The organism is Salinicola sp. DM10 (assembly GCF_017306975.2).
Classification (GTDB): domain Bacteria; phylum Pseudomonadota; class Gammaproteobacteria; order Pseudomonadales; family Halomonadaceae; genus Salinicola.
This window is the reverse complement of sequence record NZ_JAFLEN020000004.1, coordinates 221,321-245,861: the sequence shown is the minus strand read 5'-3', so window position 1 is coordinate 245,861 and position 24,541 is coordinate 221,321. Positions and strand designations below refer to the sequence as shown.

Annotated in this window: 16 protein-coding genes; 3 read left to right on the top strand and 13 right to left on the bottom strand. The window is 67.0% G+C overall.

From position 1 onward, the window contains the following. Positions 1-60 precede the first annotated feature (60 nt). The 7 genes from treY to J0A90_RS15200 form a co-directional block, all read right to left on the bottom strand. Positions 61-2,718, bottom strand: a complete 2,658-nt coding sequence (treY, locus tag J0A90_RS15230) for a malto-oligosyltrehalose synthase (protein ID WP_207031294.1) — start codon at positions 2,716-2,718, stop codon at positions 61-63. Continuing rightward, positions 2,715-4,817: a 4-alpha-glucanotransferase gene (malQ, locus tag J0A90_RS15225; protein ID WP_233076837.1), complete on the bottom strand. Its 2,103-nt coding sequence runs from the start codon at positions 4,815-4,817 to the stop codon at positions 2,715-2,717. Before malQ ends, treY begins: the two co-directional genes overlap by 4 nt. After that, positions 4,814-6,640, bottom strand: a complete 1,827-nt coding sequence (gene treZ, locus J0A90_RS15220; protein ID WP_207031296.1) for a malto-oligosyltrehalose trehalohydrolase — start codon at positions 6,638-6,640, stop codon at positions 4,814-4,816. The genes malQ and treZ overlap by 4 nt, the downstream gene beginning before the upstream one ends. Further along, complete coding sequence (locus J0A90_RS15215; RefSeq protein WP_207031297.1) at positions 6,637-7,926, bottom strand: alpha amylase C-terminal domain-containing protein; 1,290 nt, start codon at positions 7,924-7,926, stop codon at positions 6,637-6,639. Before J0A90_RS15215 ends, treZ begins: the two co-directional genes overlap by 4 nt. Further along, entirely contained in the window at positions 7,923-9,416 is a 1,494-nt protein-coding gene (glgA, locus tag J0A90_RS15210) for a glycogen synthase GlgA (RefSeq protein WP_233076836.1), read from the bottom strand. Before glgA ends, J0A90_RS15215 begins: the two co-directional genes overlap by 4 nt. A gap of 509 nt (positions 9,417-9,925) precedes the next feature. Next, entirely contained in the window at positions 9,926-13,105 is a 3,180-nt protein-coding gene (locus J0A90_RS15205) for an efflux RND transporter permease subunit (protein WP_233076835.1), read from the bottom strand. Continuing rightward, positions 13,105-14,400, bottom strand: a complete 1,296-nt coding sequence (locus J0A90_RS15200; protein WP_233076834.1) for an efflux RND transporter periplasmic adaptor subunit — start codon at positions 14,398-14,400, stop codon at positions 13,105-13,107. Before J0A90_RS15200 ends, J0A90_RS15205 begins: the two co-directional genes overlap by 1 nt. Before the next feature lie 181 nt (positions 14,401-14,581). Here J0A90_RS15200 and J0A90_RS15195 point away from each other — a divergent pair, with 181 nt between their 5' ends. Further along, positions 14,582-15,208 (top strand): TetR family transcriptional regulator, encoded by a 627-nt coding sequence (locus J0A90_RS15195; protein ID WP_207031301.1) that lies wholly within the window; start codon positions 14,582-14,584, stop codon positions 15,206-15,208. 81 nt (positions 15,209-15,289) lie between these two features. Here the strand turns inward: J0A90_RS15195 and J0A90_RS15190 are convergent, their stop codons facing one another. Beyond that, entirely contained in the window at positions 15,290-17,134 is a 1,845-nt protein-coding gene (locus J0A90_RS15190) for a monovalent cation:proton antiporter-2 (CPA2) family protein (RefSeq protein ID WP_207031304.1), read from the bottom strand. Between the two features lie 58 nt (positions 17,135-17,192). Next, entirely contained in the window at positions 17,193-18,398 is a 1,206-nt protein-coding gene (locus J0A90_RS15185) for a GNAT family N-acetyltransferase (RefSeq protein ID WP_207031306.1), read from the bottom strand. 164 nt (positions 18,399-18,562) lie between these two features. Here J0A90_RS15185 and J0A90_RS15180 point away from each other — a divergent pair, with 164 nt between their 5' ends. Both J0A90_RS15180 and pncB read left to right on the top strand, forming a co-directional pair. After that, positions 18,563-18,847 carry a DUF4190 domain-containing protein gene (locus tag J0A90_RS15180; protein ID WP_233076833.1) on the top strand — a complete coding sequence of 95 codons (285 nt, stop codon included), beginning with the start codon at positions 18,563-18,565 and terminating at the stop codon, positions 18,845-18,847. A 62-nt stretch (positions 18,848-18,909) separates the two neighbouring features. Next, on the top strand, positions 18,910-20,082 hold the full coding sequence (gene pncB, locus J0A90_RS15175) for a nicotinate phosphoribosyltransferase (protein ID WP_207031315.1): 1,173 nt from the start codon (positions 18,910-18,912) through the stop codon (positions 20,080-20,082). A gap of 72 nt (positions 20,083-20,154) precedes the next feature. Here pncB and J0A90_RS15170 read toward each other — a convergent pair whose 3' ends face one another. From J0A90_RS15170 to gap, 4 genes are all read right to left on the bottom strand, one after another. Continuing rightward, positions 20,155-20,961 (bottom strand): dienelactone hydrolase family protein, encoded by an 807-nt coding sequence (locus J0A90_RS15170; protein ID WP_207031317.1) that lies wholly within the window; start codon positions 20,959-20,961, stop codon positions 20,155-20,157. A 226-nt stretch (positions 20,962-21,187) separates the two neighbouring features. Then, positions 21,188-22,468, bottom strand: a complete 1,281-nt coding sequence (locus J0A90_RS15165; RefSeq protein WP_207031326.1) for a PAS domain-containing protein — start codon at positions 22,466-22,468, stop codon at positions 21,188-21,190. A gap of 55 nt (positions 22,469-22,523) precedes the next feature. Then, a complete protein-coding gene (locus tag J0A90_RS15160; protein WP_207031328.1) occupies positions 22,524-22,832 on the bottom strand; it encodes a hypothetical protein in 309 nt (102 codons plus the stop codon). 554 nt (positions 22,833-23,386) lie between these two features. After that, positions 23,387-24,388, bottom strand: coding sequence for a type I glyceraldehyde-3-phosphate dehydrogenase (gene gap, locus J0A90_RS15155; protein WP_207031336.1), 1,002 nt, complete (start codon positions 24,386-24,388; stop codon positions 23,387-23,389). Positions 24,389-24,541 lie beyond the last annotated feature (153 nt).

Genomic DNA, 24,541 nt, shown 5'->3' with positions numbered 1-24,541 from the left:
CGGTGGCCTGGTTCGGCCCCGCTACCAACAGCCTAGACGCTCTGGCGCGGTAAGCCGCTCTCACGGCGTTGCAGATGTCGACACGTCACACCACAGCCAGGCGCCGCAGGGGAAATCGGCCAGATGGGTCGAAAGCGCCAGACCATCGGCTGGCGCGGAGGTCGCGGTCAGACACGCCACCCCGGCACCTTCGAGCCCCAGCGCGGCGAGTTCGACGCGAGTATCTCCCCACGCCAGAGTCGTGCCAGCGGTCGCGCCCAGCAGCGCCCGCGGCAAGCGCGGCACCACCAGCACCAGGGTGGCGTCAGCGCTGCGCCGGGCCAGCGCGATGACATGCTCGGCGCGCTGGCCGGTGACCCCGAGAGGCACATAGTCGCCGTCGAGAAACAGCGTCGGCCACTCGGCGCGCAGTGCCAGCAGGCGCCGGATCAGCGCCTGCTTGACCGCACCGTCGCGCCAATGCGCCCAGGCCGCCGCCGGCGTGGCATCAGTGTCGAGCGCCGCGCGCCGCGCAGGCATGTCCACCGGGCGGCGGTTGTCCGGGTCGACCAGCGACTGGTCCCAAAACTCGGTGCCCTGATAGAGATCCGGCACCCCCGGGGCACACAGCTTGAGCGCGGCCTGGGCCAGACCGTTGATCGCCCCGGGCAGGTCGAGCGCCGCCGCCAGCGCCGCCAGCGCCCGGGTCAGCTCGCCGCCATCCAGGGCGCGCTGTAGCGCTGCTGCCGCGGCTTCCTCGTAGGCCGCATCGGGGGCCAGCCAGTGGCTGTGCAGCTTGGCCTCGCGCAGCGCCTTCTGCTGCCACGCCATCACCCGCTCGGCAAACGCCGCCAGGCCATCGCTGTCTTCGGCCGCGAGACCCAGGGGCCAAGCCGCCAGCAGGATCTGCAACAGCATCAGCCGATCCCCACCGCCGATACCCGCCGCGCCCGCGCCCAGGCGCGGGTCATCGGCGAGTTCACGCAGCCGAGGGATCAGATCCTGGCACTCGCTCAGCGCGGCCAGGCGTGCGCGCACGTCCTCACCGCGCTTGTGGTCGTGGGTCGCGGTGGCCAGCAGGCTGTGCGGGAAGCGCGCCAGGCGCGTACGGTTGGCCGCATGCAGCTGCGAGACCGGGTAGGCGAAGTGAGCCCCCTCGCAGCCGACGTCGTTACGCGACAGGAGCACCGCGCTGCGATAGCCGGCGGTATCTTCCACCGCCTTTGCCGCCAGCGGTGAGGTGAGCTGCTGGAAGGTAGCGATGGCGCGCAGACGCAGCGCCTGCTCGGGTGCCTCGAGCGTCTCCGGGGCGACGCCGCCGAGCCAGTCGTCGAGGGTCGCCAGCCAGGCGGCGTCGGCCGCACTGAGCCGGACGCGGGCACTCTCGAGAGCGTGGTCGAAATCGGCGGCGTCGGCCTGCGGGCGGCCGTGGCGATCGGCGTAGCTGCGATAGACCGGATAGCCGATCGCCAGCGCGCCGAGCACGCGGCGCAGCGCAGGCTCGCTCAGCTCGCGTGTGGCCGGCAGGTGGCGCGCCAGGGCGCAGAGGGCGGCGATACAGCGCTCGAACTCCGCGCATAGCGGGCCGGTCAGCATCTCGCTACGGGCCGCGGCGACCTCGGCGGAGAAGTCGCCGCTGCGTCCGCTCACCTCGCGCCACAGCGCGGCGAACGGCGCCTCCCCCGCGGGGTCGTGCTGCACGCCGGAAATCACGTCGAGAAACTCGTAGCCGGTGGTGCCATCGACACCCCAGTCGCTGTGCAGCGCTTCGTGGCCGGCGAGAATCTTCTCAACGTAGAGTGGGATGCGCGTCTCACCGCGCTCGGCGGCGATGGCATCCAGACGCTCGCGCAGACGCTGCGCATAACCGCGTGGATCGACCAGGCCATCGATATGATCGACACGCAGACCGTCTATCCAGCCCCGCGCCACCAGCCCCAGCACGGTATCGTGGCACAGCGCGAACACGTGTGAATCCTCGACGCGCACCCCGGCCAGCTCGGTGATATCGAAAAAGCGCCGCCAGTTGAGCGCATCGTTGGCGCTGCGCCAGTAGGCCAGCCGATAGGCCTGACGTTCGAGCAGCCCGTGCAGCCGCGCGCGGCCGCTCTCGTGACGGCTGTCGAACGCCGCCAGTGCTGCCTTTATGGCGTCGGGCTCTGCGGCTTCGGACTCGAACGTCTCGACCCCACCCAGGGCGAACAGCGCCGCGCTGTGGGCCGGATCGATGGGAAAGCGGTGCTCGTGATAGCGCACCTCGAAGCGCTGCGCCGCCTCAGCCCAGCTGAGCGTCAGCTCGCCCGCGGCGAGCACGTCGACATAGCGTTCGCCCAGCAGCGGCAGCAGCAGCTTGCCGTCGAGATCGGCGCGGCCCCAGTCGACGTCGAAGCAGTCGGCGAACTCGCTGGCGCGGCCGCGGGCGAGCATGTCCTGCCACCAGGGGTTGTCCGCACCGATCGCCAGATGGTTGGGCACGATGTCGGCGACGATGCCCATGCCGCGGGCGTGCAGCGCCTCGACCAGTGCCGCCAGCTCCGCCTCACCGCCCAGCTCGGGATCGATGCGGGTCGGGTCGACGCCATCGTAGCCGTGGGTCGAGCCGGGGCGCGAGGTGAGAATCGGCGACAGGTAATAGTGGCTGACGCCGAGCGCGGCGTAGTAGTCGACCTGAGCGCGCGCGGCGGCAAAGTCGAACCCGGCGTGCAGCTGTAGCCGCACCGTAGCCCGGATCGGTCTCATGATGACACTCCTTGTCGTGACCCGGCGTGACCGCGCAGGTCGTGTATCTGCGCCAGGCGGCGCCGCAACGCATCCTGCGTCACCAGTTGCGCCATCGGCAGCGGTAGCCGGCGACGCCAGTTGGGGTGTTCATCCACGGTCCCGGGCAGATTGGGCTGCTCGGTCAGTGCCAGCAGATCCTCCAGCGGCAGCAGGGCCAGCGGGGTCGGGGTGGCGGCGATGTGGCCGAGCGCGGCATCCACCACCGTGGCCGGCGCGGCCGTCTCGGCGATGCCACAGACCGCGGCCAGCCGCGCCCGGTCACACTGGCGCTCGGCATCGAGGGTCGCCCGGGTCTCACCCTCGCCGAACAGCCCCAGCCGTTCGCGCCAGTCGAGATCACGTCCCTGCCACCAGCCGGCCACCGTCGGCAGATCATGGGTGGTGGTGGTGGCCAGCACGCCCTGACGCCACGCCGAGGCGGCCAGGAAGTCGTCGCCGTAGCGCTCGAACCAGAGCACGCCGATACCCAGCACCCCGCGGCTGGCGAGCTTGTCGCGCAGCCCCGCCTCCACCGTGCCCAGGTCCTCGCCGATCACGATCGCGCGGTGGCGCCAGGATTCGAGTGAGACCAGTCGCAGCAGATCGTCGAGGGGAAAGCGCAGATAGGCGCCGTGGTCGGCGGGTTCGCCCTGGGGGATCAGCCACAGCCGCGAGAGCCCCAGAATATGGTCGATACGCAGGCCGCCGGCATGGGCGAAACCGGCGCGCAGCATGGCGATGAAGCCTTGATAGCCGGAGTGCACCAGCCCACTCGGTGAGAACGCCGCCACGCCCCAGTCCTGGCCGCGGGCGTTGAACGCATCCGGTGGCGCGCCGACGCTGAACTCGGTCAACAGCTGACCGGGGAAACTCCACGCCTGGCTACCACAGGGGTCGACCCCCACCGCCAGATCGGCGATCAGACCAATCGCCATGCCGGCCTCGCATGCGCGCTGCTGCACCCGCTCGAGCCCGGCGGCCATCAGCCACTGCAGAAAGGCGGCAAACCGCACCGCCTCGACATGACTGTCGGCGAAGGCTTCCACCTCGGCGCTACGCGGATCGCGCCACGCCGACGGCCAGTGTCGCCAATCGCGCTCCTGGGCTTCGGCCTGGAGCACCTCGAAGCGACAGTGGCGCTCGAGCGCCTCTCCGCCCTGCTCGCAGAAGGCCTCGAACTGCGCCTGCCAGTGCTGGGCCTCCTCGGCTTCCATCACATGATGGTAAAGGCGCTCGAGCTGCGCCTGCTTGAGCGCGACGCTGGCCGGCCAGTCGATCAGTGCTGCCTGCGAACACCGGGCCTGCGCCGCGCGATCGGGCGCTGCCGCCCAGGCCACGGTGGCCGCATCGAAGACGCACTCGGGGGCCGCGTGCCAGACGTTGTAGAACAGCCGGCTGGAGGGGGCGTAGGGGCTGTAGCGCTGGGGGTCGGCCGCGAACAGGGCATGGATCGGGCTGACGGCCACCGCATCCGCGCCCTGCTCGGCAAGCCCGGCGCACAGCTCGTCGAGCGCTTGCAGATCGCCAATCCCGGTATCGCCCTCGCGCCTGAGCGAATAGAGCTGCACCGCCACGCCCCAGAGCCGTGCCGCAGCCCCCTCGGCGCGCACGTCGGCGGGCGTGAAGCAGCGCGCAGGGGCTACCGCCAGGGTCCGCGTGAGCCGCTCGCCGCTACTACCAGATAGGGTCAGGCGGTGGTAGCCGCAGGCATCGATCGGCGGCAGACAGCCCGCCGCATCGAGCTCACCGCCCAGCGTCTCACCGCTCTCCAGACGCAGGGTAAAGCCGAGCCCTGCGGCCTGGACGAGCGGCAGCGGGAAAGCCACATCGGCATCGGCGATCAGCAGCGACGGTAGCGCAGGCCAGGTGTAGGGCGCGCTCTGCGCGCGCCAGCGGGCGAGGCTCTCGCTCAGCTCGCTGGCATCTGCCGCCGGCCACCCCAGCCGCGTCAGCATCTCACGCTGACGCGCGGCGTCGAGCGTACAGTGGCTGCCGTCGCTGGCTTCCCACTCGAGAACCAGTCCGACCGCTTCGGCCAGGGTCCGCAGTGAGGCGTCGTCGGTAGCGTGCGCGCTCACAGCGTGACCTCCTGGGCATCCAGCCACACCGCGCAGCGCCGCGGCGGCAGTTGGCCCACGCCCAGCGCCGCGGCCACGTCGGCGTGCGAAGCGACCAACAGCGGCGCCGACACGGCGAGACTCACCGCGGCCTGGCCCAGATTGATAGCGATACGCAGGGTACTGCCGTCTCCCAGCCGCCAGCAGGCATCTACCGCGGCCTCACCGATCACCTCGCTGCCCTTAGCCCGGGCACCGGCCAGGCGCGGCACCACCCAGGTATGGCGCAGCCCCAGCCAGGCTTCAAAGCGCTCGCGCTGAGCGCGATGCTCGGGACGCTCGGCCTCGGCCATGTCGAGACAGGCAGCGGCGAAGGTGCTCGGGGCGTTGGGGTCGGGAATGCGCTCGCGCTGGGCCGGATCCTCGAAGGCAGCGAACTCGGCGAACTCGCGCCGGCGCCCCTCGCGCACCGCATCGGCCAGTGCATCGCGATGGTCGGTGAAGAACAGAAAAGGCCGCCGCGAGCCCCACTCCTCACCCATGAACAGCAGCGGAATCTTGGGCGACAGCAGCAGCAGCAGCGTGGCGGCGGCGAGCGCATCGGCATCGGCCAGTTGACTCAGACGCTCGCCGAGAGCGCGGTTGCCGATCTGGTCATGATTCTGCAGAAAGTCGATGAAGGCTGTCGGCGCCAGCCCGGCGCTGGGCTCACCGCGCGCCTCGCCCTTGCGCGTGGCCAGCCCCTGGAAGACGAATCCCTCGCCCATCGAGGTGGCGAGCTTGGCCGTGGCGTCGCCGACGAAATCGGCGTAATAGCCCTGCGACTCGCCGGTCAGCAGCACGTGCATCACGTTGTGCCAGTCGTCGGCCCACTGGGCGCTGTAGGCGTCGCCGCCGAGCAGACTCGCCTGGTTGTGCTCGTTCTCCAGCATCAGATGCACGTGACGCGCGCCGCCGACCCGCGCCCGCAGGGTCGCGGCCATCTCGAGCAGGAAGCCGCGGTCGCCGATGGCGTGCACCGCATCGAAGCGCAGGCCGTCGACGCGATAGTCGAGCAGCCACATCAGCGCATTGTCGATGAAGAAGCGGCGAACCTGAGGGCGCCGGAAATCGATCGCCGCGCCCCAAGGCGTGCTGACGTCGTCCCGGAAGAACGCCTCGGCATAGTGGGGTAGAAAGTTGCCGTCGGGTCCGAAGTGGTTGTAAACGACGTCGACGAACACCATCAGACCATGGGCGTGGATGGTGTCCACCAGCGCCTGGAACGCCTGCGGGGTACCGTAGTAGGAGGCCACGGCGTAGGGCTGCACGCCGTCGTAGCCCCAGTTGCGAGTGCCCGGACACTCGGCCAGCGGCATCAGTTCGATCGCCGTGACGCCGAGCTCGACCAGCTCTGGCAGCCGTCGCTCGAGCCCGGCCATGCCGCCGATGGCGCCGAGATGCACCTCGTAGATCACGCTATCTTCCCAGCGGCGGCCGCGCCAGTCCGGTTGCTGCCAGACGTAGGCGCCGGGGTCGACCACCAGCGACCAGCCGTCGACCCCGTCGCGCAGCGCCCGCGACGCAGGGTCGGGCACCGCGAGCCCGGTGTCGTCGTCGCCGACGAAGACCCGGTAGCGGTAGGCACTGCCCACCGGGCAGTCGAGCCGGGCGACGAACTCCCCCGCCTCGGCCTGCGCCATCGCGACCGGCGCCTGTCCTTCGCACTCCAGCATTACCCGCACGGCACTCGGCGCCCAGAGCCGAAAGGAGACGCCGCCCGCGGGGTCGCAGTGAGCGCCGTAGCGCGGTGCAAAGGCTTCGCCACGGGCGTCTGACGAAGACGAGGCTGATAGCGCACTCATGGGGTATCTCCATGCCAGACTTCATGGCGTAGAAAGAGCGTGGCCATTGGCGGCACCGTCAGCGTAAGCGACTGCGCCTGGCCATGGCTGGGCTCGGGGCAGGCCCTGAGGGTGCGCCCGTTTCCCACGTTGCTACCAGCGTAGAAGACGCTGTCGCTGTTGAAGATCTCGCGCCAGCGCCCGCCCGCCGGGACACCGAAGCGATAGGTCTGATGCACGCAGGCCTGGAAGTTGCTGACGCAGATCAGTGCCGCGTGGCCGCTGTCGGCATGCCGCGCGAATACCACCACGCTGTTGTGGCCATCGTCGGGCACCAGCCATTCGAAGCCGTTGTCGCCGTCGTCGCGGATCTGCAGCGCCGGCTCGTTGACATAGAGCCGGTTGAGATCGGCCACCAGCCGCAGCATCCCGGCGTGGCGGCTCTCGAACAGCAGCGGCCAGTGGATCGCCTCGGGGAAAGGCTCGGCCAGCACCTGGCCCAGCTCGACGCCCATCCCCAGCCACTTCTCGCCGGGCAGCGCCCACATCATGCCGAGCGCGGCCCGCAGATTGGCGAAACGTTGCCAGGCGTCACCGTGCACGCGTTGGCGCCATGTCCCCAGTGACATCCCCGGCGCCGGCATCTGCCCCAGCAGCGCGCGCCCTCTGGGCGCCGGCGTCAGCGCCGCGATCCACTGGGCGTGATGGCGACAGCGCGACAGCGGCGGACGCGCCAGATAGTCGCTCAACGCCGCCTGCCAGGCAGGCCGGAAAGCCAGGATCACATCGGCCCGACCGTCATCGACGAACAGCCGGCAGCAGCCGGCCTGGTACTCGTCGGTCGGCGTATACATGCCGTCGACGTGCAGCCGACGGCAGCGCTCGAGGCTCTGGGCCGTGCCCGTGGGCTGGCTCACCACCACCCCGACACCCGCGATATGACAGGTTTCGACCACACCGCGGATCGTGGCATCACCTTCGGCCAGCAGCGCTGCATCGAGGGCGACATGGGTAAAGCCGAGATCCGCTACGTAGGGCACCAGTTCCTGGATCAGGGCGTCCCAGCGCAGCGGCGGCGAGAAGCGCGAGGCGTACCACTCGGCGGCATCGAGGCAATAGAAGGCGAGCGGCAGATCGCCCTGGTGGCGCGCCCCGCGTACCCGCATCCAGTCGCCGTCGTCCCAGCGCCAGTCGCTGTCGTCGGGTACTCCCGGCGGCGGCGCCATCGATGCCATCAGCCACCAGCGCAGAGCGCCGAAATCGTAGCCCGCCGCGGCGGACGTCGCACCGCTGTCGACGCCACTCATCGCACGCTACCGTGGTAGCTACCGGTGGCGGGCGTAGTCTCCGCCAGCAGCTCGGCGTAGAGCCGGCGATAAGGCACCACGGCCTGACGCCAGTGCAGGCGCCCGGCCATGGCCGCGCGGCGCATGGCGTAGAACAGGTCAGTGGCATGGAACAGATCGAAGGCGCGACGCAGCGTGACGCGATACGCCTCCAGGGTCATCTCGTCGAACAGTAGCCCATTGATGCCGTCCTGGATGGTGTCGGCAAGACCGCCGGTACGGTGGGCGATCGGCAGCGAGCCGAAGCGCTGGGCGTAGAGCTGGCTCAAACCGCAGGGTTCGAAGCGTGACGGCATCAGCAGGAAGTCACTGCCGGCATAGATCTGGCGCGCCTCGCCCTCGTCGAAACCGATATTGACCCCGATCTGGCCGGGATAGCGCGCCGCCAGGGCCACCAGGGACTGCTCGATGGCATATTCACCGCGCCCGATCACCACCAGCTGCCCGCCGGCGCCGACCAGGGTGTCGGCGATCTCGCAGGTGAGGTCGAGCCCCTTCTGGGCCACCAGCCGGGAGACCACCGCAAACAGCGGCCCGCCGCTCGGGTCGAGGCCGAACATGCGCCGCACGCGTTGGGTGTTGGCACGCTTGCCGTGCCAGTCGTTGATGCCGAAATTGGGCGACAGATGGGTATCGTGGCGCGGGTCCCAGCGATCGTCGATACCGTTGAGCAGGCCGCTGAGACGCCCCTCGAGGGCGCGCTTGGCGAGCAGCCCATCCAGCCCGCAGCCGAACTCCGGTGTGGTGATCTCGCGGGCGTAGTTGTTGCTGACGGTGGTGACGTGGGAGGCATAGGAGAGTCCCGTTTTCATGAACGAGAGCTGGCCGTAATACTCGACGCCATCGATGTGGAAGGCGCTCGGCGGGATGCCCAAGGGCTCCAGACGATCGGCCCCGAACACCCCCTGGTAGGCAAGATTGTGGATGGTGTAGACCGAAGGCACGTAGCGCCGCCCGAGCCAGCGGACATAACCGGCAGCGAGCCCGGTGGCCCAGTCGTTGAGATGCAAAAGATCCACCTGCCACCCGAGCAGCGTGGGATCGTTGACGATCTCGGCGGCGGCCAGGGCCAGACGCGCGAAGCGGATGTCGTTATCGGCCCAGCCGACGCCAAAGTCGTCACCGTAGGCGTTGCCATCCCGATCGTAGAGCGACGGGCACAGCACCAGATAGACGATCAGCCCGTCATCGCACACCAGGCGTCCGATCTCACAGGCCGGCAGTGCGTGACTGGCGGGTAGCTGCGCCACCTTTACGATAGGCTTGCCGGCGCTCAGAATCTGGCGGTAGCCGGGCATCAGTACGCGCACATCGTACCCCGGCTTCAGCGCACGCGGCAGCGCCGCGGAGACATCGCCGAGCCCGCCCGCCTTGATGAAATCGGCGATCTCGGTGGTGACGAACAGCACGCGCCGGTCGCGCCCAGGGGAGGCCGGCCGCAGGCGTGGCAAGGGGGTCTGCGCACTGGGCCCCCGCGGCACGGAGTCACGGAAGTGTGGCCGCTCATTCGGGTCATCGTGTTGGGCTCTTCTTCCCTGAACCGCGGCCTTTACCATGTAAAGCCTCCCGAAAACCTGCGTCAGCCTGCATTGACGACCTGGGCCGCACCCTGATCCTGCGCGCTCGCACCCGCCAACCGCGATAACCGGTGTTAACCCTTCACACGCGAGGTGCGAGCCAGACCAATAGCGCATTGACGTGACACCTTGACGATGCCAGTGCGACGCGACCTGTTCTAGGTATACGGCAGCACCCCAGTGAGCGTCAAAACGTCTTTTCGCCAGCGTTATCGGCGCCAGTGGCGCGCGCAAGAAAAAAGGCAACCTCACTGTGAGGTTGCCTCTATTTCAAGGTAGTCGATATGGCGTTCGACGTGATCGCGAATGCGTCATCGTCAGCGCCGCGCGCGTCAATCAACGCGCCGGCGCTGTCTTACACGCGCTGACTCACGTGCGCTGTCTCAAGAGCGCTGTTCGTCGGCATCAGCGTCCTCGTGCTGGCGCTTGAGCTTGGCGCTGAGCCACAGCGTCACGCGCATGATCAGCACATAGGCCGCCGGCACGAACACCGTCGCCAGCAGGGTGATCGAGATCATGCCGCCGACCACCGGTGTGCCGATCTGATGCCGACTCGCCGCACTGGCCCCGGAGGCGAGTGCCAGCGGCAGGGTGCCGCCGATGAACGCCAGCGAGGTCATGACGATGGGGCGGAAACGCTGGCGTGCCGCCACCTTGGCCGCCTCGATCACCGAGAGCCCGGCGTGCTTGCGCTGCTGCTCGGCGAACTCGACGATCAGAATGGCGTTCTTGGCCGCCAGCCCCACCACCACGAGTAGCCCCACCTGCAGGTAGACGCTGGTGCTGAGACCCGCGAGCTGCACCGCCAGGATGGCACCGATGAAGGCGAACGGCACCGCCGAGACCACCGCCAGCGGCAGCGTCCAGCTCTCGTACTGGGCAGCCAGGATCAAAAACATCATGACCACGCCGAAGGAGAGCGCCAGGGTCGCCGCGGTGCCCACGTTGGCCTGCTGATACGCCTCCCCGGACCAGCCCATGGCGTAGTCGGAGCCCAGCGTCTGTGCCACCACCTCCTGCATCGCCTGGACCGCCTGGCCCGAGCTGTAGCCCGGCGCCGGCCCACCGGCGAACTGGGCCGCCGGGTAGACGTTGTAGCGCTGGAGTACCGTGGGCGCATTTCCGCGGGTCAGCGTGACCAGCTCGGAAAGCGGAATCCGCTGGCCATCGCCACCGCGCACGTAGACCTTGCTGATGTCTTCCGGGTTGCGCCGGAAGTCATCTTCCGACTGCAGATAGACCTGGAAGTTACGGCTGGACCGCGTGAAATAGTTGACGAAGGCGCTACCGAAGGTGCTTGCCAGGGTGGTGTTGAGATCGGAGATATCCACACCCAGACTGCGCACCTTGTCGGTATCCACGGTGGCGCGATAGACCGGCACGTTGACGTCCAGGGTCGAGAACGCCTGGCCGATCTCGGGGCGCTGATTGGCCGCCTGCATGACCTTGCCGGCCGCCGCCGCCAGCTGCTGCGGCGAGTCGCCGCCGTAGGACTGCAGGTAGCCGGTGAAGCCGCCGGTGGGCGATAGCCCCTGGATCGGCGGCATGTTGAAGGCCATCGTCTGGCCACCCTGGATCTGGGCCCCGATCTGCATGATCTTGCCGATCAGTTGATCCGCAGTCACGTCGCGCTGCGACCACGGCTTCATGGTGACGAAGACCGTACCCTTGGCGGTGTTGGCCGAGCTCGACAGGATATCGAACCCAGGGATGCCGACCACGTAGTTGATCCCCGGCACCTCTTCACGCAGGCGCGTGCTCAGTTCCTGGATATAGGCGTCGGTGCGCGACATCGAGGAGCCCGCCGGCAGCGACACCGAGGCCAGCGCCACGCCCTGATCCTCGGTGGGCAGCAGGCCGCTGGGCAACTGGGCGTAGATCACCCACGACAGCACGCCGACCCCGACCAGCCCAACCACCACCAGCCACAGCTGATGAATGAGGAAATTGGTGATCGCCATGAACAGGTCGGTGACCTTCTCGAAGCCCTTGTTGAACCACGCGAAGGGCTTCTTGATCGCGCGCACGATCCTGGATTCGCGAATACGCTGATGGTTCTGCAGGAAGATCGCGCTGATCGCCGGCGTGAACGACAGTGCCACCAGCGCCGAGATCGCCACCGAGATGGCGATGGTGATCGCGAACTGCTGATACATCTGCCCGGTCAGACCGCCCATGAAGCCCACCGGCACGAACACCGCGGTCATGATGAACGAAGTCGCGATGACCGCGCCGGAGACCTCTTTCATCGCCTCCAGCGCGGCGCTGAAGGGCGTGGCCTCCTCGTCCTCCTGCATGATGCGTTCGACGTTCTCGATCACCACGATGGCGTCGTCGACCACGATCCCGATCGCCAGGATCATCCCGAACAGCGACAGCAGGTTGATCGAGAAGTCGAGCAGATACATCCCGGCGAAGGTACCCACCACCGAGATCGGCACCACTGACATCGCCACCAGCGTCGAGCGCCAGCTCTGCAGGAACACGAACACGATCACCGCCACCAGCAGCAGCGCCTCGATGAAGGTGTGCTCGACCGAATTCACCGAGGCGTCGATGAACAGCGTGGTGTCGTAGGGGATCTCGTAGTCCAGCCCCGGCGGGAAGCGCTGCTTGAGCGTCGCCATCTCGCTCTTGACCTCACGCGCCACATCGAGGGCATTGGCCCCGGGCTGGAGGTAGATGGCGATGGGTGCGATCGGCTTGTTGTTGACGTAGCCCTGGATGCCGTAGGTGTTCTTGCCCAGCTCGACCCGGGCGACATCGCTCAAGCGCAGCGAAGAGCCGTCGGGATTGGTGCGCAGCAGAATGTTGCGGAACTGATCGACGCTACTGAAGCGCCCTTCCGTGGTGATGGTGTAAGTGTAAGGCGAAGGATCGCTCTGCGGCTCGGCGCCGATCTTGCCCGCGGCCACCACCGCGTTCTGCGCGCGGATCGCCGACGACACCTCGGCCGGCGTCAGGTCGTACTGCGCCAGCTTGTCAGGGTCGAGCCAGATACGCATGGCGAATTCCTGACTGCCGAGTACCTCGGCCTGCCCCACCCCCGGCAGCTGCTTGAGCGCATCGGTGATGTTGATGTTGGCGTAGTTGGTCAGGTAGAGCGAGTCATAGGCGTCGCTGGCCGAGGTGACGGCAACGAACATCAGCACGCTGGAGGCGCGCTGCTCCACCGTCACGCCCTGGGACTGGACTTCGCTGGGAAGCTTGGAGAGCGCCTGCTGCACCCGGTTGTTGACGTTGATCTGCGCCGTCTGCGGGTTGGTCCCGATCTTGAAGTAGACGCTCATCGACATCTGACCGCTGTCGGAGCTCGACGAGGTCAGATAGATCATGTTCTCGGTGCCGTTGATCTCCTGCGCCAGGGTCGAGGCGACGGTGTCGGAGACCGTCTGCGCGCTGGCGCCAGGATAGGTCGCCGAGACGCTGATCGTCGGTGGCACCACCTGCGGGTACTGCTCGATCGGCAGGGTCCGCATCGCCATCAGACCGATCAGGATGATGATGACCGAGATGACCGTGGCGAAGATCGGGCGCCTGATGAATACGCTGGAGAAATTCATCAGTTGGCTCCGTTCTGGCCGCCATCGGTCTGGCCCTGGGCGCCCTCACTGGCCTGGGCTCCTTCGGCGCCCTCGCCACCCTTGGCATCGGCCTTCTGCGAGGGGTTCTCGCCGGCCTTGTCCTGGGGCTGCTCCGCGCTGCCGGAGAACGGCTGCGGGTCGATCTTGTCACCGGGCGAGACGCTGCCGATGCCCGAGACCACGACGCGGTCGCCGCTGTCGAGCCCCTGGGTGATGATCTGCCAGTCGCCAGCGACCTCACCCAGCGAGACGAAGCGCGCCTCGGCCTTGCCGTCGGCGTTGAGAATGTACACCTGCGGCCCCTTGAGCCCTTCGGTCACCGCCACCGCGGGCACCGCAAAGACGCCGTAGCGCTTGACGTTGGGCAGCGTGACGCGCACGAACTGGCCGGGCAGGAACAGACCATCCTGGTTGCGGAAGGTGGCTTCGGCCTGGACGGTGCTGGTGCTCTCGTCGACCCGCGAGCCGAGGAAGTCGAGCTTACCGGCGAGCTTGAGCGGCTCACGCGTGGCCGAGGCGGTTGACGGCGCCGTGAGCACCGCGGCGTCGGCTTCCTCGGCGTCGTGCTGACGCTGGCGGCGCAGGGCGAAGGCGTCGTCGGCGGGCAGCGAGAAGCGCACCTCGATGGGATTGAGCGGGGTGATCGTCGCCAGCTGCTGAGGCGGCTGCACCAGATTGCCCACATTGACCTCGCTCAGGCTGATCATGCCGCTGACCGGGGCATTGACCTGGGTATAACTCAAGTCGATCTGGGCGCTGTCCAGCGCCGCCTTGGCCTGGGCCAGCGACGCCTGGGCGGTGCGCAGATCGGCCTGGGACTGATCGCGCTGCTGCTGGCTGACCGAGTTCTGCTTGTAGAGACGCGTGTAGCGCTCGGCATCGCGCTGCGCGCGATAGAGCTCGGCCTGAGCGCTCTGCACGTCGGCCTGGCGCTGCTCCACGGTCGCCTTGTAGGGGGCGGGTTCGATGGTGAAGAGCTTGTCGCCCTTCTCGACCAGACTGCCTTCCTGGTAGTGACGCGCCTCGAGAATCCCCTCGACGCGCCCCATCACCGTGACCTCCTGATCGCTGCGGATCATGCCCGGATAGGTCTTGGACAGCCCGATATCGCGCGCCTTGACTTCCAGCACCTGGGCTTGTGTCGGCGGCTTCTGCTGCCCCTGCTGCTGGTCACCGGCACTGGATGACTCGTCACCGCCGCAGGCGGACAGTACGAGCGAGAGCAGTATCGCGCCACCGATACCGATGGGGCGATTCATGAGTGTAGGGCGCATGAGTCTCCGTCCTGGAAAGGGTACCTAAGGGAATGTTGCGAGCTTACAGGCATACATACATGAATGTAAACTTGCCGACGAATGGGGTATTCTCGCGCCAGGGACTCGACGCCACCCAGAAATCACCGCGAAAAAGATCGAGCCACACGCCGCCTTCATCAACGCTCATGACGACACCACCATGCCGAAACGTACCAAGGCCGAGGCCGAAGCCACCCGCGAGGCCCTGCTCGACGCCGCCGAGATCGTATTCCTGGAGCGCGGCGTCTCGCGCGCCTCGCTCGAGCAGATCGCGCGCCAGGCCGGCATGACCCGCGGTGCCGTCTACTGGCACTTCAAGAACAAGTCCGACCTATTCCACGCCATGCTCGACCGGGTCAAGATGCCGCTGCGTCAGTTGCTCGACGACGTCGAAGACCCCGAGCGCCCGCACGCACCCCTGACCAGCCTGCGCCTGGCCAGCCTGCACGCACTGGAACGGCTGCAACGCACGCGCTCCCAGCGTGTGCACACGATTCTCTTCCACCGCTGCGAATCCTCGGGCGACATCGACATGCTGGGACTGCAGAGCCAGCTGGTCCAGGAGTGCTACGACACCATGGTCGAACGCCTCGAGCAGGCCCAGCGCGATGGCAGCCTGGGAGAAGGCATCGACCCGCAGATCGCCTGCCGCATGCTGATATCGATGTTCGGCGGTCTGATGCACGACTGGCTGCGCGATCCGACCCAGTACGCCCTGGGCGAGATCGGACCGCGCATGATCGAGACCTTCTTCGCGCGCATCGCCCGCCTGCCCCACGAGTCCTGAACGCAGCGACGCTACCAGATACGTTCGGCTACTTTAGCCGAACCCGAGCCGATGCGCCCGCCCGCAGACAATGTCATCGGTTCAACGAGACGTTGCGCGAGTGTCTGCGTCATCGGTGTCTTCCTCACTGTCGTTGGCGGCTCGTTCTTCGTCGCCGGCCTTGCCGCGGCCGCGGTCGAGCTCCTGCTGAAACAGCGACTTCAACTCCTCCATGGCGGCCTTCTCGGTGGCCATCAGCTGCTCGGTGTCGTTGCGATGGGTATAGGTATCCTTGAGCAGCTGGTTGTCGAAGTCGCGGAAGGTACGCACCGCATTGATCGCGTTGGAGCTCGGGTAGCCCATGCCCTTGAGCACTTCGACACTCATCTCCATGCTCGAGGCGAAGGTTTCGCGCACCACGCCATCCACGCCCTGCTCCATCAGCTTCCAGGCGTGATGGCGGTTGCGCGCACGGGCGTAGACCTTGAGTTGGGGAAAGTGCGTCTTGGCCAAACGCGCGATGGTCAGCGCGGCATGCTCGTCATTGACCGCAATCACCAGTAACTGCGCCTTGTCGATGCCCGCCGCGCGCAGCAGGTCCAGGCGCGTGGCGTCGGCGTAGAAGATACGCGAGCCGAAGCGGCGGATGAACTCGACCTGGGTGATGTTGGGGTCGAGCGCGGTGAAGGCGATGCCCTGCATCTTGAGCATGCGCCCCACCATCTGGCCGAAGCGGCCGAGACCGGCAATCACCACCGGTGGGGTCTCGTCACCGAAGTCGGTATCGAAGGGGCGCGTCTCCTTGAGCCGGTCGCCCAGCCTCTCGCCCAGTTGATATAGAAACGGCGTCGCCGCCATGCTCAGCGTGACCGCGGCGATGCACAGGCTGGCGATGCGCTGATCGATCACCCCGGCGGCAACGGCGGCGGTGAGCAGCACGAAGTCGAACTCGCCGCCCTGAGCAATCACCGTCGCCAGCCGCGGAATCTCCGTGCGCGGCAGCTTCGCCAGCAGCCCGATCACCGCCAGCACCAGCATCTTGGCCAGGGTCATCGCCAGTGCCAGGCCGATCACCAGCAGTACGTTGTCGACCACCAGCGCGAGATTCACCGACATCCCTACGGCGATGAAGAACAGCCCCAGCAGCAGCCCCTTGAACGGCTCGATATTGGCCTCGAGCTCGTGGCGATACGGGGTATCCGCCAGCATCACCCCGCCGAGAAAGGCACCCAGCGCCATCGACAGCCCCGCCCACTCCATCGCCAGCGCCATGCCGAGCACCAGAAACAGCGCAGCGGCGGTGAAGATCTCATGGATATCGCTGCGCGCGATCAGCGCCAGCACCCGCGGAAACACCAGCCGCCCGAACACGATCGCAGCGATCACGATGGCAACGCTGCGCGCCATGATCCAGATATCGTCCGGCGCGGCATCCACGCGCCCGGCGAGAAATGGCAGCAGCGCCAGCAGCGGAATCACCGCCAGATCCTGGAACAGCAGCATGGCGAAGGCGCTCTGGCCGTGGGGGGTGGCCAGTTGGCGCCGCTCGTTGAGCACCTGCAGCGCGAAGGCGGTCGACGACAGCGCCAGCGTCAGGCCGAGAAAGATCGCGATGCTCGGCGGCAATCCCAGCAGCAGACCGATGGGTGTCAGCAGCGCGGCACAGCCGGCGAGCTGCAGCGACCCCAGACCGAACAGGCGCTTGCGTATCGACCACAAGCGTTTGGGCTCCAGCTCGAGGCCGATGATGAACAGCAGCATCACCACGCCGAACTCGGAGAAGTGCAACACCGTCTCTGGCTCGGAGATGAAGCCGCTCACCGAGGGGCCGGCGATCAGCCCGATACACAGATAGCCCAGGATCGAGCCCAGCCCCAGGCGCTGGAACAGCGGTACCGCGATGATCGCGGCGCCCAGCAGCACGGCGGCTTCAGTGAGAAAATCCATTGCTTGTCGGTCCTCGTCACGGCATGCGCGCCGTCAATCTTCGTTATTCGCCGCGGCGTCATCGCCCGCCGGGGTCTGGCGAAAGGGCAGCCGGGGCCTGGCGAAAGGGCAGCCGCCCGCGGCACTGCTCGAGATACGCTTCGACGTAGGCGCGCTCCTCGCGGCAGAACTGTGCCACCGCCTCGCGGAATCCCTCGTGTTCCAGATAGTGCAGCGAACGGCTCAGCGCCGGGGCGAAGCCGCGGGTGAGCTTGTGTTCGCCCTGGGTGCCCGGGTCGAAGCGCGAAAGCCCACGCGCCAGGCAGTGCTCGATACCCTGGTAGTAGCAGGCCTCGAAGTGCAGGAAATCCGCCGCGACCTCGCTACCCCAGTAGCGGCCGTACAGCGCATCATCGCCCTCGAAGCAGAGCGCCGCGGCCACCGCACGGCCATCGATGCTGGCCCTGACCAGCATCATCGCATCGCCCAGGGTGTCGCGCAGCCGGGTGAAGAAATCGAGATTGAGATAGGGATGCTGGCCACGTTCGAGGTAGGTCATGCAGTAGCAGCGATAGAACTGGTCCAGCGCGGCCTCGTCGATCGCCACGCCGCTGAGGCGCTCGAACACGAAGCCCTGCTCCGCCAGACGTCGTCGCTCGCGCCGGATCTCCTTGCGCTTGCGCGAGCTCATGTGGGCGAGAAAGCCCTCGAAATCCCCATAGCCGGCGTCGCGCCAGGTGAACTGTACCGCACAGCGTTCGAGCAGCGGCGCCCCGAAGTCCGCCTGCCATGCCGCCACCTCGGCGTCATCGGCGAACAGCAGATGCCAGCTCTGCATGCCGCTGGCTTGCAGCACCGGCCCCAGCGCCGCAATCACCGCAGCGCGCGACTCATCGGCGACCACGCCCAGGCGCGGCCCACTCGCCGGCGTGAACGGGATCGCCGACAGCGACTTGGGGTAGTAGTCGCCGCCGGCGCGCTCCCAGGCATCCGCCCAGGCCCAGTCGAACACGTACTCGCCGCGTGAGTGCCACTTGGCATAGCGCGGCAGCACCGCCACCAGCCGCGCGCCGCGATAGACCAACAGATGATCCGGCGCCCAGCCGGTCTCGGTGCAGGCGCAGCCGCACGCCTCGAGCGCAGCGAGAAACTCGTGGCGCAGGAACGGGTAGCCCGTACCCACCACCGCGTTCCAGCTGGCCGCCTCCAGCGCCGCCAGGCTGTCGAGCCGCGTCACCCGCAGCGCGTCCTGCGGGGCTTCCTGACGCTCTCCCTGCTGTGCCATATCGACTCCCTCCTCAATATTTGTCGCCCGCGCCACTCGCACCGTCGCGCCGCGCTGACAGCCTAGTCGATAGCCCGCGGGGCGCGGCACCGAAAACGTCGAGAGCGTCCGGCAAGCATGCGATACTCTGGGGCATCGCCAGCGACGCCACGACGATGGATACCATGAACGACCTGTACCCCACCCCGCCGCCAGGCCCCACCAACGTGATGGCGCTGGTCGCCTTCGCGCTCAGCGTGCTCGGCACCCTGGTGCCGCCGGCGGCGCTGGGCGGTGTGGTCTGCGGTCACCTCGCGCGGCGCCAGATCCGCGCGCGCCGGGAGTCCGGCGACAGCTGGGCGCTGGCGGGGCTGATCCTGGGCTATCTGCTGATCCTGCTGTCACTGGCCGGGATTTTGCTGTTCGGCGGCTTCGTCGCGACAATGTTCGGTATCATGGCCTTCATGTAATCGCCGCGAGCGACCCGGAGAGCACCGGCTCAGCGACTCGACCACGCCGTAGACGAGACTTCATGCTAACTTCGCTTCTGGACAACGACTTCTACAAGATCACGATGCAGAACGCCGTGATCAAGCGCTTCCCCTATGCGCAGGCGCGCTACGCCTTCATCAACCGCGGCGAGCACGCCTTCCCCGAGGGCTTCGGCGAGGCCCTGCGCGGTGCGGTCGACGCCATGGCCGAACTCACCCTCAGCGAGGACGAGAAGCGCTATCTCGAGCAGACTTGCCCCTACCTCGACCCTACCTATCTCGATTTCCTCGCCGGCTTCCGCTACAACCCTGACGAGGTCACCATCGTCCAGCAAGGCAGCGAGCTGTCGGTGACCATGGAGGGGCTGTGGTATCGCACCATTCTGTGGGAAGTGCCGCTGATGGCGCTGATCAGCGAGCTCTGGTATCGCCTGCGCCAGGTGCCGCGTGACGACGACGCCACGGTCGAGACGCGCACCCGGGGCAAGATCGAGCAGTACCAGCGTCTGGGACTCAAGATCGCCGAATTCGGCACCCGACGGCGCTTCTCGTTCGACGTCCAGGATCGCGTGGTAGGCGCGCTGCGCCACCACGGCGGCAGCGCCTTCAGCGGGACCAGCAACGTGATGCTGGCGATGCGCCATGGGGTCAAGCCGATCGGCACCCACGCCCACGAGTGGTTCATGTTCCACGGCGCGCGTTTCGGCTTCAAGATGGCCAACAGCCTGGCGCTGGAGCACTGGGTCGACGTCTATCGCGGCGATCTGGGCATCGCCCTGACCGATACCTTCACCTCGAAGGCGTTCTTCGAGAGTTTCGACAAGAAGTTCGCCAAGCTCTTCGACGGCGTGCGCCACGACAGCGCCGACCCGATCGACTTCGCCTCCCAGACCATCGCCCACTACGAGCGCCTGGGTATCGACCCGCGCAGCAAGACCATCATCTTCTCCGACGCCTTGACCCCGGAACGGGTCGAGCGGATCCACGCCTTCTGCAAGGACCGCATCGGCATGGCCTTCGGCATCGGCACCAACTTCACCAACGACGTCGGCGCGACACCGATGAACATGGTGATCAAGATGGTCGAGGCGCGCCCGGAGGGGCAGCACTGGCTGCCGGTGGTCAAGCTCTCGGACGTGCCCGACAAGCACACCGGCGATCCGGAGATGATCGCCCTGGCCCAGCGCGTGCTGGCGCTCAATCATCGCACCTGAGCCGAGCCTGCACGTCTTGGGCGCCGCCATTCTTGGACAGCGCCCGCGATCACTCACCGCGGGCGCCGAACGCTACTGGTTGAGCGCCTTGTCCAAGGTCAGCAGCGCCGCCTGCCAGGAGGCCGCGTCCGCCGCCGCGTTGTAGCCCAGCGGCAGGTCGAACTTCTTGGCCAGGGCGTCGGCATCGGGATTGGTAAAGGCGTGGGTCGCCCCCGGGTACTCCACCACGCGCACCTTGGCGCCGTCCTTCTCCAGGGTCGCGGCCATATCGGCCAGCGCCTGCTTGTCGACCAGCGGATCGTCCTGGCCGTTGTAGATTCGCACCAGGCCATCGAACGGCTGCGGCTGGCTCACTGCCTGTGTGGGGCTACCGTGGAAGCTGATCGCGGCGTCGATGGGCATGCCGGCCAGCGCCATGTTCATCACCACACCGCCGCCGAAGCAGTAGCCCATGGCGGCGATGTGATCGCCATCCACCGCCGGGTGCTGACGCAGCGCTGCCAGCGCCGCGTCGAGCCGCGCCCGCGCCGCCGGCCAGTCCTGCATCACCTGAGCGGAAAACGCCTTGGCATCGTCGGGATGCTGCGCAACCTTGCCATCGCCGTACATGTCGACCGCCAGGGCGACGAAGCCCAGCGCCGCGAGCTGATCGGCGCGCTGCTTGATGTAGTCGTTCAGCCCCCACCACTCGTGCACCAGCAGCACCCCGGGGCGCGGCTGGTCGTCACTGGCGTTGTAGGCCAGGTAGCCCTTGTAGGTCTGACCCCCGGTGGTGTATTCGAAGGTCTCGCCCTGTACATGGGGACCCACGACCTCGTCTGCCCACAGCGGCAGGCTCATCAGGCTGACGAACAAGGCCAGCAGCAGTCGTCCCATCATCGTTCTCCTTGCGTTGACTGCGGGTCGGCAACGCCAGGCGTCGTCATGACGCGCCGCGCCCGATTTCTTTCGTGTTCCGGTTCTTCTCTTATCCTGCTTGTCTTGTCCTGCTTGCGGTCGCGATACGCCGTTCACATCACTCCACGACACTCCCCGGCTGCCCAACCGAGCCGATTCGGCAGCTCTCAAGGCTTCCGAGCGGCCAGACTCACGCCGGAAACCGCGCTCAGGGTGCCTGCTGAACGCGGTTACCGCCATGGGTCATCGCCAGCTCGAGCCCGCTGTGGGCACGCGCCAGGAAGGTATCCGACGGCTCGTCCTGACGACGCTCGGCCACACCCAGACTAACCGAGAACGCCAACCAGTGACCATGGAACTCGACCCGCGTGGCACCGAACCGCGCCCGCAGCCGCTCGGCGATGGCAGAGGTTTCCTGTAGCGACTTGCCGCTCAGCAGCAGCGCGAAGCCGCGCGCGTCGAGGCGCCCGAAGCTGAATCGCTCGCGCAGCGTGGCGCGACACATCTCGCCGATGCAGGCGAGGACCAGATCGCCCCCCTCGCGCCCCCAGCGGTCGACGATATCGGCGAAGCCGTCGACCTCGAACACGATCAACGACAGCCGCCCGTGGACGTCGCCCATCGCCACTGCCTGACGCAGGAGACCCAGGAAAGCGCGTTCATTGAGGGCAGAGGTGAGTTCGTCGGTGGCATCATAGGCATCCCACTGCAGCGCCTGACGGCGACGCTCGGTGATATCCCGAGCCACCGCGACCCAGCCGGGAGAAACGCTGGAGACGGCGTCGCAGTCGGCAGCGAAGTGGATCTCACACCAGCGGTAGCTGCCGTCACGGTGGCGCAGACGCAGCTCGAGCAGCGCCGCTCCCGCGATCACCGCCTGCTCGTCGAGGGTCCGCTGCACCCGTGGTGCGTCCTCGGGCGCCATCAGTTCGAACAGCGAGCGGCCGACGAGCCCTTCGGCGCTGACGCCCAGCACCGCCCCCAACGCCCCGGAAGCGGCGCGGCAGGCGAGGTCGGCATCCAGCGCCAGCAGCACATCGGGATTATGTGCGAGCAGCGCCCGCGAAGCATTGTCGCCAGCCCCAGGGGAGGCCACGCGCTCGAGCACGCCGACCAGCGCCACGACTTGCCCCTCGGCATCGCGCTGAATGTTGAGGGTATCGGCGATGCGACATGAGGTGCCATCGACATGGCTCAGCGTGTAGATCAGGGTCACCCGCGTCTCGCCGGCGTCCAGCGCTGCCTGCAGCCGCTCGAGCGCCTGCAGCCGGCCGGTTTCACCGATCGCGCTCAGCCAGCGCTGAGGATGGTCGAGATAATCGGCAGCTTGGTACCCACCCAGGTCGGCGACCGCATCGGCAACGAAGCGGACTTCCCCCAGCCACCAACCGGGGTCGGTCACGTAGACGGCAGCCGGTATGGCTCTCAGCCACTGCTGCGCCTCGTCGCTCGGCTCGGTCGCACCGGCCAGGGCATCGGATCGATTCATGCTCCAATCTCATGTTGCCGCAGCGACTGGCGGCGCAGTGGGTAAAGACGGGTCGTCAGCGCAGGCCAGCACGTCGCCGCGGTGCGATTTCGGTGTCCCGAGAGGTGTCGCCCGTCGTCGATCCTGACGCATCGGTCGCAAGATTGACTGCGGCATAACGCCGCTCGCAGGCGGCGACCAGCTGGCGTAGATCATCGACGCTCAGCTCGATGCGCTGGATTCCCTGCTGGCCCTGCCACAGTACGAATACCAACGGCACGCGACGCGCCTGGTCCACCCCCACGATACGCCCGAGCCGTTCTCGGCCGGGTTCGCGAAGCGTCTCGCCAATCAAGCGATGGGCATTGAGGATCGTCTGTTGCATGGCACTGCCAACCTCGGCGCGGCGTTGAGTGATAACGAATTAGAAAATTAGAGCCGTCTTACCTTAGAGGAGAGAGTCGCGTCAGGCCAAGTCTCATGCACACATCTAAGTATAATTCAATTATCTTGAGATTATCGGCATCTGCTAAAAGAACTTTAATCGATATTGCCCCCACCACCGACCTCAGGAGGCGCGATATAGGGGGCTTCCCACGGATCGCCGCCATGGTAGCAGTCCCAAGGCCCACTGCCAGCCTCGTCGGATCGCCGCTCGCCATATTGGTGCGGGTAACATGAAGGGCCTATCGGCGGCGGCAAGCAAATGATGAGCGCCATCGCCCCGGACATCGCCCTGCCGGCTGCCGGAATGTCGGCCCGCTGAGCGACAGGCGAAAAAAATGGCGCTCCTGAGAGCGCCATTGGGAACTGCCTTGAGGAACCATCTCGAGGAGCTATCTCGAAGAGCTATCTCGAAGAGCTATCTCGAAGAGCTAGCGCAAAGCCGTGGCGTGGTTCGCCGACGCCGTGCGGTGGAGAAAGTTCGGTGGAGAAAGATCAGGCGGTTGCCTGCATCGCCAGCGCAGTGTCCAGCATGCGGTTGGAGAAGCCCCACTCGTTGTCGTACCAGGCCATGACCTTGACCAGACGGCCGTTGACGCGGGTGTGGTTGGCATCGAAGGTCGAAGAATTGGGGTCGTGGTTGAAGTCGATCGAGACCAGCGGCTGAGCGTTGACCGCCAGCACCGGCGAAGCGGCGGCGGCCTTCTCGACGATCTGGTTGATCTCCTCCTTGCTGGTGTCACGGCCCGCGGTGAAGGTCAGGTCGACCAGCGAGACGTTGATCACCGGCACGCGTACCGCCAGACCGTCCAGCTTGCCGTTGAGCTCCGGCAGCACCAGGCCCACGGCGGCGGCGGCACCGGTCTTGGTCGGAATCATCGACTGGGTGGCGCTGCGCGCACGGTACGGGTCGGAGTGGTAGACGTCGGACAGGTTCTGATCGTTGGTGTAGGCGTGCACCGTGGTCATCAGACCGTTCTCGATACCCACCGCGTCCTGTAGCGCCTGGGCCACCGGTGCCAGGCAGTTGGTGGTGCAGGAAGCATTGGAGACGACGCGATGCTCGGCCTTGAGCACCTGCTCGTTGACGCCGAACACGATGGTGGCGTCGGCATCGGGGCTGGGCGCCGAGATCAGCACGCGGGCGGCGCCGGCTTCGATGTGCTTGGCCGCCGCAGCGCGCTTGGTGAAAAGCCCGGTGCACTCCATTACCAGGTCGACGTCGAGGGACTGCCACGGCAGTTGGCCCGGATCGCGCTCGGAGAGGATGCGAATGCTGTCACCGTCTACGCTCAGCGTATCGCTGTCGTGATCCACCTCGAAACCGAAGCGGCCATGCACGCTGTCATGACGCAGCAGATGGGCGTTGAGCGCCGGGTCGCCCAGGTCGTTGATGGCGACGACCTGAATGCGATCGCGGTAGCCGTTTTCGTAGAGCGCGCGGAGTACGTTACGACCGATACGGCCGAATCCGTTGATGGCGACACGCAAAGTCATGGTGCTCTCTCCTCTCAGATGGCGAAACCCCGAACGGGACGGGGCGATCGATGGGTCACGAGGTCGGGGCGCTGCGGCGCCCGGGGCTGCCTCGAAGCCTGAACTGACGATAGTCCGTGACTGCTGACAGTCTAGAACATCGCGCCATGAAAA